Origin of the sequence: Sanguibacteroides justesenii (assembly GCF_003204205.1) — a bacterium.
Lineage (GTDB): Bacteria > Bacteroidota > Bacteroidia > Bacteroidales > Marinifilaceae > Gabonibacter > Gabonibacter massiliensis.
On the sequence record NZ_QJPL01000006.1, the window covers coordinates 259,608 to 272,888 of the forward strand.

Annotated in this window: 9 protein-coding genes, 1 tRNA gene and 1 rRNA gene; 2 read left to right on the top strand and 9 right to left on the bottom strand. The window is 42.2% G+C overall.

Features of this window, described 5'->3' with window-relative positions; all coding sequences use genetic code 11:
* Positions 1-11 precede the first annotated feature (11 nt).
* The 5 genes from DMB45_RS11515 to DMB45_RS11535 form a co-directional block, all read right to left on the bottom strand.
* The gene (locus DMB45_RS11515) at positions 12-236 is read right to left on the bottom strand and encodes a hypothetical protein (RefSeq protein WP_041505031.1); all 225 of its coding nucleotides are present in this window, start codon (positions 234-236) and stop codon (positions 12-14) included.
* Between the two features lie 229 nt (positions 237-465).
* Positions 466-1,683, bottom strand: a complete 1,218-nt coding sequence (glpC, locus tag DMB45_RS11520; protein ID WP_041502649.1) for an anaerobic glycerol-3-phosphate dehydrogenase subunit GlpC — start codon at positions 1,681-1,683, stop codon at positions 466-468.
* 10 nt (positions 1,684-1,693) lie between these two features.
* Entirely contained in the window at positions 1,694-2,950 is a 1,257-nt protein-coding gene (gene glpB, locus DMB45_RS11525) for a glycerol-3-phosphate dehydrogenase subunit GlpB (RefSeq protein WP_041502648.1), read from the bottom strand.
* Between the two features lies 1 nt (position 2,951).
* A complete protein-coding gene (gene glpA / locus DMB45_RS11530; RefSeq protein ID WP_041505030.1) occupies positions 2,952-4,580 on the bottom strand; it encodes an anaerobic glycerol-3-phosphate dehydrogenase subunit A in 1,629 nt (542 codons plus the stop codon).
* Positions 4,581-4,787: 207 nt separating this feature from the next.
* Positions 4,788-6,353, bottom strand: coding sequence for a glycerol-3-phosphate dehydrogenase/oxidase (locus DMB45_RS11535; RefSeq protein WP_041502710.1), 1,566 nt, complete (start codon positions 6,351-6,353; stop codon positions 4,788-4,790).
* 210 nt (positions 6,354-6,563) lie between these two features.
* Here DMB45_RS11535 and DMB45_RS11540 point away from each other — a divergent pair, with 210 nt between their 5' ends.
* Both DMB45_RS11540 and DMB45_RS11545 read left to right on the top strand, forming a co-directional pair.
* Positions 6,564-7,355 (top strand): DeoR/GlpR family DNA-binding transcription regulator, encoded by a 792-nt coding sequence (locus tag DMB45_RS11540; protein WP_041505029.1) that lies wholly within the window; start codon positions 6,564-6,566, stop codon positions 7,353-7,355.
* A gap of 118 nt (positions 7,356-7,473) precedes the next feature.
* Positions 7,474-10,695, top strand: a complete 3,222-nt coding sequence (locus DMB45_RS11545) for a S41 family peptidase (protein WP_041505028.1) — start codon at positions 7,474-7,476, stop codon at positions 10,693-10,695.
* 217 nt (positions 10,696-10,912) lie between these two features.
* Here DMB45_RS11545 and DMB45_RS14930 read toward each other — a convergent pair whose 3' ends face one another.
* The 4 genes from DMB45_RS14930 to rrf all read right to left on the bottom strand — a co-directional run bounded on the left by DMB45_RS14930 (position 10,913) and on the right by rrf (position 13,130).
* Complete coding sequence (locus DMB45_RS14930; protein ID WP_052649377.1) at positions 10,913-11,692, bottom strand: ATP-binding protein; 780 nt, start codon at positions 11,690-11,692, stop codon at positions 10,913-10,915.
* Positions 11,587-12,462 (bottom strand): sensor histidine kinase, encoded by an 876-nt coding sequence (locus DMB45_RS11550; RefSeq protein WP_237143303.1) that lies wholly within the window; start codon positions 12,460-12,462, stop codon positions 11,587-11,589. The genes DMB45_RS14930 and DMB45_RS11550 overlap by 106 nt, the downstream gene beginning before the upstream one ends.
* Positions 12,463-12,906: 444 nt before the next feature.
* Positions 12,907-12,980: transfer RNA gene (locus DMB45_RS11555), tRNA-Met, on the bottom strand.
* 39 nt (positions 12,981-13,019) lie between these two features.
* Positions 13,020-13,130, bottom strand: a 5S ribosomal RNA gene (rrf, locus tag DMB45_RS11560).
* Positions 13,131-13,281 lie beyond the last annotated feature (151 nt).

Sequence of the window (13,281 nt, forward strand, 5' to 3'; positions counted from 1 at the left end):
GTGTTTAGATTTTAATTATTTACAATTAATTTATTTCTACCTGTCATTCTACTCCATCCCAAAGAGTAAAAATTCATCTGTTTTTTCCGAATTTCGAATAAATCATCTGATACCGTAAGATTTTTTACATACCGATCCCTGTTCCTTCCCGAATCGGACAGAAGAAATTGTTTTTCAAACACAGCCTCTAATTCAGCGTAAAACGGAAATCCATCCATCCTGTTTCCTCGGTTCATAACTTACGTGTTAATATTAACAATAACAGATAAATCTAATTTCAAAATGAACTCATGCGAAATAGTTTGCTTGCAAATTCGAAACAATTTAATTTCAAATCGCATCAAAAATAGAGAATAACATTTTTAAATCAAAATAAAATTCAACAAAATTTAGATTAAAATTTCGTTTTAACATTTTATGTTTACGAAATAAAACATTCTCTCTTTCAAAAAAATGACAAACGTACTATTCCAAAACATTTGCCAATATTGATATCGGATGTTCACAACGTTTCGTTGTAGACATTTCAATCTGCCATTTACATGTTTCACAATCGGTAACAACATAATCGATATCGCAAGACTCGATTTGCTTAAATAACGAGTTACCAATATCTTGTGAAGTTTTATAATTTTCTTTTTTGAAACCATAAGTTCCCGCTATACCACAACATTGCGAATCCAATACGATTAACTCCATATCGGGAATCAATTTCAATAATTCGATCGAATAATAAGACCAACCCAATTTTTCCATATGGCAAGGCGTGTGGTAAGCTACTCTCCATTTTTTTCCTTTTTTAAAATTCAGCTTGACTTTCCGTTGACTCAACAATCGATATATATAACGCGTGGCCAATTCCACCTTATCCCGAACATCCGCATTCTCTATATTCAATAAATGCGGATATTCATCGCGAATAGTGAATGTACAGGTTGAAGAAGTAGCGATTACCGGCATATTTCTCTCTATCACAGACTCCCGAATGGATTTGATGTTTGCATTCGCCTGTTTTTGAGCTTGTTTGATAAAACCATTGGAGATCAGGGCGACCCCGCAACACTTTTCTTTTCTCAATAACTGCACCCCCACCCCGAAAGCATTCATTACCTTGATCAGATCTTTTCCCAGCTGCGGATTATTATAATTCACGTAACAACCATGAAAATAGCTGACTTGTTCCGGGTAAGCCGCCTGTTTCTCCGCCTGTTTCTTATACCAGCTTTCAAAAGTACCAAAAGCGTATTTAGGGAATGAACGCCTATGATCGATTTTCATTACACCGTCCAAAACCGCCTTGACGGGTTTCATTCCTAATGTCATATTTACAATCGGGGCCAAAGGGGTCGACAAACTGCCTACCAAATCCGTATTGGCTAATATAAAATCACGGAATTTCGGTTTTTTATCGCTATATTTAATACGAGCGGACTGAATGATATCCCCTATCTTCACGTTAGAGGGGCAAGCGACCTCACATCTCTTGCAATTAATACAATATTTCAGCGCTTCATCATAAAAATCAAACTTTTTCAAACGTAACCGTTCCCCATCGGGACCGGCCTGCTTGGGACCCGGGTAAGCCGGATTTACAGCAGCAACAGGACAATATACCGTACAAATCGTACATTTGATACATTGTTCGAAATTATTATCGCTAATATTATGTTGTTGAAGATTCATCTCGTCCGTTTTATTTACTTAAAATTCGCTCTGCTACATACAACGCACTTAAAATAGAAACCCCGGCACCACACCCCTCCTTCATCGCGTTGTAACCTTCCAATACCGCTCCCGCTACATATAGATTATCCAAAGGCTCACCTCGATACATCCCCCGGAAATCGGTATTCGTTTTTACGCCAAAAGATTGATAAGGTTGCACCTCGAATACATTATGACGATACCACTGTTCCCGATCTTTCAGGTAAGAGACATCCAAATCGAAAACAGGTTCATATATCCGGTCCGGTTCGGCAATCAGCCCCTGGCTAAAATAGCTTCCCGTGGCCAGCACCACCTGTTGCCCCACGAAAGGGATATCCCCATGGTCAGCGGAGTAAAGGCGTGTGATCCGTCTTCCCTCTCTGTCGGCCTTCAGCACCGTATCTCCCGGCATATAGACTCCTCCCGCCTGTTGAAAACTCCTGCATAATCGCTGTTGTGCCCGAATTCCGGGCACAGAGGGCGGAAGCGTGGATACCAAACGAACAGGTTTTTTTATTTCATTTTGCACGTAATCCAATACATTATCCCGCCCCAGACCGAGAATTGCCGGCAGAACGACCGCCTCGCAATCGACACTTTTCTCTCTAAGTATACGAATCAATTCATCCAAATTTTCAGGATGATCAAACACGCGGGCAATATTTACGGAACGCATCTCCGTCGGATTTTTCCGCAAATTCTCCAGGGCAGGAAAATGAATAAGATGAACCCTACACTCCGTTCCCATCTTACAAAATTCATCCACAAGAAATTGCGTGTAAAAATCCAAAAATCCCGTAACATTAAAAACAGCTATCTTTTTCCAAGGCAACCGATCTTTTTCAGCAGACATCAATTGCTCTTTTAAGGTCAGCCAAGTAGGTTTCATCGTTCCCATGGGAGTGATCCGGTAATGATTCTTCCGTTCATCTCCGGAAACCGGTACTCCGGCCTCTTCAAGAAATGATTTTGCCTTTGCCGCCAAGGTTGCAAACTTCTCTACTCCCAACTTCGCGTAAGGGTGTTCCGGAGCTTGTAAGATCAACTCTTCGACGGCCTCCAAAGGATGATTCACCCCGGTTCCATCAGGTAACGCATTCAACAGATCGAAAGAACCAGAAGAAAAATGCAGGGCACTTTGGCCCGAAGATATGATAACGCAACGTTGTCCTCTTTTTGACAAATAAATACCGCAAATCAATCCGGACAAACCTCCGCCGATAATAACCGTATCAAATTTCATATTATTCTTCTTGTTTTTGAGACCATGTTAAACCGCATACGCCTTCATAAACCCAAGACGTGTATTCACTCTCGCGCAAAGTATCACCCCAGGCAATCGGGGCCATTCCTTTCCATCTCTCGTTCAGAAAAGAGGAGAGATCTTCTTTCGCCCTTCTCGTGCAGGATTTATGCAGATCGCTCATCAGCCCCGCGGCACGACAAGCACAAAGTTCTCCTTGACAAGTACCCATTCCGACACGCGTCCTCCGCCTCAAATCGACCAGGTTATTCACATCCAGCTCGTTTAAGGCGTATTTCACCTCTCCTACCGATACCTCCTCGCATTCACAGACCAAACTGTTGTCCAAAGAGGTATTTTCAGAAAATTTACCGGCCATATCACCGTGACGGGAAATCGTGGCATTCCGCTGTGTTAAAGGTATAGAAAGAATTTTTTTACTTATCTCTTCCACATTTTCCCGGGAACCGGGCAATTTTTCCGTGGCCGTGGTACAAACAGCCGAAACATTCAATTTTTTACAGACCAGATCACTCGTCCATTCAGCCATCAACCGATAAGTCATTAATTTTCCGCCTGTAATCGTTATAAATCCCTCCAATCCATCCCGAACGGCATGATCCAACAAAACGATACCCCGGCTTACATTCCGCCCGCTGGGATCATTATCCGATGCTACTAAAGGACGGACGCCAGCGTAAGCCCGGAGGATTCGGGTTTGAGCCAGAACAGGCGACAATTTCTCCCCCTCTCTCAGCAACAAATCGACTTCTCCCGAGGTAACATACATATGGTCGATCTCCTCAAAAGGGACCTTACTCGAAGTCGTTCCGATCAGGCAAATGGTATCTCCCGGCACAAGAATATCCGCATCCGCCGGCTTCCGGCATCTGTTCAAAACAATATTATTCACCCGATGTCCGAAAATCAACAAAGCACCCTTCGACGGCAACATATTAATATCGATTCCCGCCAACCGGGCTATATTATGTCCCCAAATTCCTCCCGCGTTAACAACTACCGAAGCATAATACGACTTCACCTCTTTGGTCTTATGATCCAACACCTTTACCCCGACAATGCGGTCCTGTTCCCGCAAAAGCTCCGTCACCTCGTGATAAGTCAACACCTTAGCACCGTGATGCTTCGCATCCATTATATTGGAAGCCGTCAATCGAAACGGATCTACGGCACCATCCGGAACACGAACAGCTCCGATAATATCCGGATTAGCCGCCGGCTCTAACCGCAAAGCTTCTTTCGGATCAATAACATCCGCCCGAATTCCAGCCTGGCGACAAGCCTCTACAAATTTGGCCTGATAAGCGATATCATCCTCCGGCAAACTAAGAAACAGACCATCCGTTTCCTCCACACAATGACTGGCTATTTTGCGTAGAATCATATTTTCCTTAATACACTCTTCCGCCGACTCTTTATCGGTCACGGCGTAACGAGCCCCACTATGCAACAATCCATGATTCCTACCCGTAGCTCCAGTCGAGATGTCGAAACGTTCGACCAACAGTACCCGCAGTCCTCGACGCGAACAATCCCTCGCCGTCCCCGCTCCGGTAGCTCCCCCGCCAATAACAATGACATCAAATGGCTTTGTAGTATCCTGTTTCATATACAGAAATTTTTAGTTTTGTTACAAAGAAACAAACAAAACGAAATAATTCAAAACAAAAACGCAATTATTTTTACTTAATTCGTAACAAAACGAAACAATTAACGAGAATAAAGGTTTCTAATCGTAATACATTGCCACTCCAAAAGCAGATTTATTTGCGGTACAAAATATTTTTCAGGAAGCTCCGGTACATCGGCTTCTTGTTTAATCCAGTATATAATTGGCAGCTGTTTTTTCAAATCGTTCTATCTGCGATTTTTTCCAGATCTCATCATACCCTAACTCTTTCGCGACAATCTCAGCAACCTTCGGGGCAACCTCTATCGCAACCCGAGCATCAAGAAACAACAACCTAACCCTTCTGGCCAAAACATCCTCCACATTCCTGGCCATCTCCTCCCTGACTGCCCATACCACCTCCGCTACCGTATAATCGTATTTAGGACTTAATTTTTCTCTCATTGCCGGATCGCTATCCATCAATTTTTTTATCCCGTCCACATCAGAACCATAAACATATAAATGATCCGAAAGATCCGGATTCAGACGGTAACCATGAATATGATACGTTTTTGTCATGCATTTCCGTTCCTCCAGTAATTGCATTTTTATAGCCTGATCTACGGTATCTTCCGCCATCCGTCTGTAAGTCGTCCATTTTCCCCCCGTAATGGTGATCAGATTATTCGGAGAAACTATAATCTTATGACTTCGCGAAATCTCCTTCGTACTCTTCCCCTCCTTTTTGGGAGCAGCTAAAGGACGTAAACCTGCGAAAGCGGACAACACATCCTTACGGGTAGGTTTGCGCGTCATATACTTCCCCGCGGTATTCAATATGAATTCAATCTCTTTTTCCAAGGGTTTAGGTTCAAATTCCGGTTTTTCCCGCAAGGTATCCGTTGTCCCGACAACAACTTTATCGTGCCACGGTACAGCAAAAAGTACCCGGCCATCATCCGTTTTCGGTATCATAATCGCGTAATCACTTTGCAGGAACGATTTATCCAAAACCAAATGAACTCCTTGGCTGGGACGTACCATATGCTCTCCCGTGGGAGTATCCATCTGCATAATATCATCCACAAATACACCTGCTGCATTTATAACGACTTTTGCTTGAACTTCATATGATTTTTCGGTTTCCATATCTACCACTTCCACCCCTTTTACTTTCCCTTCCGTACCATGAATCAAACCCGTAACTTTCATATGATTTATAGGACATCCCCCGTTATCTATACAAGACTGTACTAAATTGACAGCCAGACGGGAGTCATCAAACTGACCGTCATGATAGATGACACCCCCTTTCAACCCCTTTTCACGAAGCACGGGAATGTGCTTCAAAGATTTCGATTTAGATACATATAAAGAACGTCCTAATCCCAAACGTCCCGCCAAAAGATCGTATAAAGTCAAACCGACCGTATACAAAATATTATCCCAATACCTGTAATTGGGGATTAAAAAAGATTGATTCTTCACCAAATGCGGAGCATTCTTCTTCAATAGTCCACGTTCATAAAGAGCTTCCAGCACGAGCCCGACATCACCTTGAGCCAAATACCGCACACCGCCATGAACCAACTTCGTACTCCTACTGGAAGTACATTTTGCAAAATCATCATATTCAAATAAAGCAACACTAAATCCTCTAAGAACTGCATCAACAGCAACCCCAAGTCCTGTAGCCCCACCCCCTATGACTACTACATCCCAAGTCTTAGATGTATCTGTAATTTTTCCGATTAAATCATTACGTTTCATCTGTTTATAATTTATATCCATACCATGCGATGCTCGTCGATTAACTCCGGACATCTAAGTTAACATACGAAATAATATAATAAAAGTTCTCTTTTTTTAAAGGAGCTTCATCCGGCCTTCAAAATAAATTATTAACTTCGTCCAACTTAATTTATAAGTCTCAGGTGTATATATCATTACAATAAACGACATTTATAACTACAAAATAGGATGAAAACATTATCCGTAAAGGAAAGGCATAATTATATTCTGGAAGCTTTACGTCAACAAGGCTCTGTATCCGTTGTAGACCTGGCGAACCAACTAAAGGTCTCCTCCGTTACCATCCGAAAAGACTTAACCCTGTTAGAGGAAAAAAAGATGTTGTATCGTACCCACGGTAGTGCCATCCTTATCAACCCATATATCAACGACCGGCATGTAAGCGAAAAAGAGAAATTCTACACGGAAGAAAAACGTCTGATAGGAATAAGTGCAGCCCAATTGATCACCCCCGATGATTCCATCTTGATCGCCTCGGGAACCACCATGCATGCCCTTGCCAGACAAATTCAAGCCCAAGGACATCTTACCGTAATAACGGCAGCTATAAACGTAACTAATATACTGGCCCGTAATCCGAACATCGACATTATTCAATTGGGAGGTTTCGTGCGCAACAGCGCCCTCTCTGTTGTAGGAAATTATGCTGAAAATATGCTTGAATATTTTTCATGCAGCAAATTATTCATGGGTGTCGACGGAATTGATTTGGAATACGGGTTGACAACAACCAATATGATGGAAGCCAATTTAAATCGAGTAATGATGAAGGCTTCACAAAAAACAATCGTATTGGCAGATTCTTCCAAATTCGGTCGGCGGGGATTCAGTAAAATCTGCGATCTGGATGCCATTGACCATATCATCACGGATAACAAGATCCCCTCTAAAATTTTAAACGATTTACAAGAAAGGGGAATCGAAGTAACGGTAACCGACATTCATACGCCTAACACGTAAATGTACAAATTTAATTCCATTCGAGCGGGACGCCATATATTTAAATATGTTGCGAAAAGAGATTATATACCATAATTTTATTATTTTTATACCAAACAAATCATTTAAACGATCAAACATGAAACTATTTTCATTTTTCATTTCCATTATTTTCCTGTTGAGTATTCCAAAGGCATTTGCTCAACACGAGGCACTGTGGATGCGTTATCCCGCCATCTCCCCGGACGGAACGACCATCGTTTTCTGTTACAAGGGAGACCTATTCACGGTAGACAGCAAGGGAGGAAAAGCTACGCAACTCACGACAAACCCGGCTTACGACACCCAACCGATATGGTCCCCGGACGGTAAAAGCATCGCTTTTGCTTCGGATCGAGCAGGCGGCCTTGATGTTTATGTCATGCCCGCGACAGGAGGTTCTCCTACCAGACTTACATTTCATTCCAATTCCGAGATTCCGGTATGTTTTACTCCAGACGGAAAAAGTATTATTTACAGAGCAACGATCTTACCCGATGTCCATTACACCCAGTTTCCCAACAGCGCACAAATGTATCGCATTCCCGTAGAAGGCGGAAGACCGGAACAATTTCTGACTTTTGAGGCTTACGATATTCATTTTAATAAAAAAGGAGACCGGATCGTTTATCATGACCGAAAAGGCTACGAAGATAATTGGCGGAAACACCATACCTCTTCTGTCACCCGCGATATCTGGTTACACGATCTGAAAACGGGCAAATTCACTAATATCACGAACAAAGAGGTTGAAGACCGGAATCCTATTTTCACGAAAGATGAAAAAAGCATCTATTTCCTAAGTGAACGCTTCGGGGATTTCAATGTATGCAAATTATCACTCGAAGATCCTTCACAAGTAAAACAATTGACCAAACACCGTAAACATCCGGTACGTTTTCTCTCCATGTCAGATAACGGGACCCTATGTTATTTTTACAACGGAGAAATTTATACCTGTAAAGAAGGCGAACAACCTCAAAAACTGACCATCCAAATCACAACCGATGAGATAGAACCGAGCTCAATCTTACAAAATTTAACTTACGGGGCGACAGAAATGGCATTATCGCCCAACGCAAAAGAGATTGCTTTCGTCCTCAGGGGAGATATTTTTGTCAGTTCTGTCGAATACGGCACAACGAGACGAATCACTAATACCCCGACACAAGAACGCTCCGTAAGTTTTTCTCCGGACGGACGATCTTTAGTATACGCCGGAGAACGAAACGGAGGCTGGAACATCTATGTTTCCTCCCTGACGGATAGTACGGATCACTCGTTCACATATGCAAAAGAGATCAAAGAATCTCAAATCACAAACAGTAAAAATGCCTGTTTCCAACCGGCTTTTTCTCCGGATGGAAAAGAGATCGCTTATCTGGAAAACAGAACCGAAATCAAAGTGATCCAGCTTAAAAACAAAAAAACAAGAACCGTATTAGACGGGAGATACAATTACTCTTACGCGGATGGAGATCAATGGTATCAATGGTCCCCGGACGGGAAATGGATATTGGCGCAATATTTTGAAAAAGGAGGCTGGCAATATACAGACATCGCTCTTGTCAAAGCCGACGGTAGCGGAGAAATACATAACCTGACCAATAGCGGATACAATGATAGTAATCCTAAATGGATGATGAACGGCAAAGTGATCATCTGGTCTACCGACCGACAAGGGTACCGTAGTCACGGAAGCTGGGGTTCCCAATACGATGTTTATGCCCTGTTCCTGGACTCGGAAGCCTGGGATGAATTCAAAAGAAACAAGGAAGAATCGGCCTTAGCCAAAGAGATGACAAAGAACGCTAAAAAACAGAAAGAAGAGAAGACGACGGAGAAAAAAGATAAACTTCCCGAACTGAAGATCGACTTTAACAATCTGGAAGATCGTATAGCTCGTCTCACGATCAATTCTTCCAATTTAGGAGACGCTATTTTAACAAATGACGCGAACAAACTCTTCTACATGAGTCGTTTCGAAGGAGGATACGACCTATGGGTCAGAGATCTCAAAGAGGGAAGCACCCGTATCCTATCCAAGTTAAACAGTCGTTATGCCAGCCTGGAAATGGATAAAGAAGGTAAAAACATCTACATGTTGTCGGGCGGACGCCTCAGCAAAATCGACGTCAATTCCGGAAAAGTAACCCCTTTGCCATTCAATGCCGAATTAGAACTCCAAAAAGCAGCCGAACGCCAATACATCTATGAACATGCCTGGAGACAAGTAAAAGATAAATTCTATGATCCGGATCTTCATCAATTGGATTGGAATTTTTATAAAAAAGCCTACGAGCGTTTCTTGCCGCATATCAATAACAATTACGATTTCGCTGACCTGCTTAGTGAATTATTAGGCGAACTAAATGCCTCCCACACGGGTGCAAGATATTTCGGAACATACAGCAAAACTCAAACAGCCTCCCTGGGAGCCTTTTATGACTCCGAATACAAAGGTAACGGTTTAAAAATTGAAGAGATTATCGAGAAAGGCCCGCTTGTTTCCGCCGACACCAAAATCAAAGCAGGAACAATCATCGAAAAGATCAACCAGCAAGAAATCAAAGCAGGAGAAGATTATTTCCAACTATTACAAAATTTAGCGGGGAAAAGAGTCCTTCTTTCCCTTTATGATCCGACGACCAAGGTACGTTGGGAAGAATACGTGAAACCCATTTCATCAAGACAAGAAAACGCCCTGTTATACAAACGTTGGGTAAAACAACGTAAAGTTTTGGTAGACAAATTATCGCAAGGCAGAATCGGTTATATACATGTCAAAGCTATGAACAGTCAAAGCTTCCGGGAAGTTTTTTCCGAACTATTGGGACGTTATCGTAACCGGGAAGCCATTATTATCGACACCCGTTCGAACGGAGGAGGCTGGCTTCATGAAGACCTTCTAACGCTATTAAGCGGTAACATATACGCCCAATTCGTCCCCAGAGGGCAATACATCGGCCGGGATCCTCTATTCCAATGGGCCAAACCTTCCGCGGTAATCATGAGCGAAGACAATTACAGTAATGCACACGGTTTCCCGTGGGCCTACAAAGAGATGAAGCTCGGTAAATTAGTCGGTATGCCGGTTCCCGGAACCATGACTGCCGTATGGTGGGAACTTCAACAGGACCCGACCCTTGTATTCGGTATCCCTCAAGTGGGTATGAAAGATAACCAAGGGCGCTATTTGGAAAATCTTCAATTGGAACCGGATATAAAAGTCAATAACGATCCGGCGAATGCCATAAAGGGAAGAGACCTTCAGGTCGAGGCTACCGTTAAAGCCTTACTGGAAGATCTTGATAATAAATAAAATAAGAGGAGCAACTCACCTTATATTGAGTTGCTCTCTCTAACTACTCTAATCCGCTAACTTCCCGCCTGTTCCCATCGACAACTTATTCATCGTTTCGTATCTACTTCAGGCCGATCGTGGAAAACAAGATATCCACCTCCTATTTGGGAAACATAGAATACGATTATACTTTTCCCTGTATACCCGCTCATTCTTACGATACTCACGATACAAATCATACGAGACTTAAAAATTCCCGCACTTTCTCTTTCAGCACGCCAACCCGGATCGGTTTCGTGATATAATCATTAAAACCGCTATGATAAACCCGTTGTTCATCTTCAGCAAAAGCAAAAGCCGTCACGGCAACAATAACGACACGATCAGATAATTTACGTATCTCCCTCGCAGCCTCATAACCTCCCATCTCCGGCATTTTCAAATCCATCAATACCAAAGACGGAAGATATTCCTTATACAATTGAACAGCCTCTCTTCCATTCAACGCGTGAAGAAGGTTGTAATCCTTCTGTAATACGGTTTCATATAATTTATAATTATCCGAATTATCCTCTGCAATGAGAATGGCTGGTCTCTGGTCACGCGGGACATTTGCTAAACAACCACCAGTCTTCTCCGGAGGTTTGATGGAATTTATCGGCTCTACCGGGACATACGGAATGGTAAACCAAAACAGAGATCCTTCGCCTTCCGCAGACTCCACTCCAATATCTCCACCCAAACGTTTCACTATGGTTTCACTGATAGCCAAACCCAAGCCCGTACCTTGCGCAAAATTATTCAATTTCACAAAACGCCCGAACACCAGTTCCAATTTGTCCGTCGGAATACCGCAACCGGTATCTGCTACATAAAAATACAGATAACCGTCTTCCTGTAAACGATACCCTAACCGAATCTCTCCTTGCTCCGTAAATTTAATCGCATTCGTAACAAAATTATTAATGACTTGTAGTAACCGATTCTTTTCCGTTCGAACGATACACGACGGCATCCGCTCGGTAAAAGCAACAGAAACCCTATCGGATTTACTCTCAATCTTGTCATCTGCTCTATCTCTTCAAGCAACTGATCTATATCTACATCAGAATAAATAAACTCCAACGTGCCGGCCTCAATTTTCGACAAATCCAGTATATCTCCGATTAGTTGTAATAATAAAGCGTTATTGTGTTCAATAATACTTAAGTACTCTTGCTTTTCCTCCTCGCTATCTGTTTGAGCCAACACATTCGAAAAACCGACAATTGCATTCAAAGGAGTTCGAATCTCGTGACTCATGTTCGCCAGAAAGGCCGATTTCAACCGATTACTCTCCTCTGCTTGCTCCTTGGCTAATAATAAATTCTGTTCCAGCCTCTTCCGTCCAGTAATAACGACACTCGAACCAATGATCGTCTTGGGTTTCCCCGACAAATCGTATTCATAAACCGCTCCCTGCTTTTCTATCCACTCGTATTCTCTATCGTTATACCAATGTACTTGGTAAACTTCACGAAAACTTTTCCGTTTCCCATTCAACAAATCGGTAAAAACGGACATCATATGTTCTCTGAACTCCGGATGAATGGAATTGATATATTTTTCTACCGAACAATAATATTTTCCGTTAATAGGTTTCGGTTGACTTTCATGATGATAAATAAAATAATCGCAAGAAAATATCTGAGTAGGGACATCGCAATCCCAAGGCAAAACATGGGAAAGACTCAACACCGAAGATAGGATAGAATTGGTTATTTCCAGTTTCTCTTTTGCTTCCATTAACGAAACTTCCATTTTCTTATGCTGATCGACAGAAGCTATTGTGCTTATTGATTGAACAGGTATTCTTGACTTTTTATTACAAAAAGAAATTATTTTCGAAACTATGCCCATAATCTTGTATATTAGTCATCCATACAGCACAAAAGCTTTCAAACAGACCCAAATCACATCTATTTAGCCGTCGTTTGACACTATATCGAAATAATCCTCAAATGTATTTATAATAAAAGAAAAACATCCATTATTTATCATATAATTTTCAATAGTTTACTTATATGCCCATTTTTCTTAAACCGGCGCACTTTGGGGAATAACAACTTTAGAGGAATAGATGTGCTATCCATTGTAAACCAAGAGGATAAATTAAAAGACTCTGAGATTAGAGATTAGAATTTAGCATAAAAAAAGAGCCACGATCTCTCGTGGCTCTTATCTAAATCGTAGCGAGATCCGGGATTGAACCGGAGACCTCATGATTATGAATCATGCGCTCTAACCAGCTGAGCTACCTCGCCAGAGAAAAATCGCCCTAATAAATTAGAACGATTTTTTAAATTCGGCATCGACCTACTCTCCCACCTCGCGGCAGTACCATCGGCGCTAACGGGCTTAACTTCTCTGTTCGGCATGGGAAGAGGTGGATCACCGTCGCTGTAGATACCTTTTAATACCTTTAAAAAAATTCAACGTCTTCAACGTCAAACCTTAAGCTAGTTGAATGGAGAGGGACATCGAACGCGGAAATGAAACAACCGACAGAGTTTATCGGGTTATTAGTACCGCTCGGCTGTGCCGTCACCGGCTTTACACCTGCGG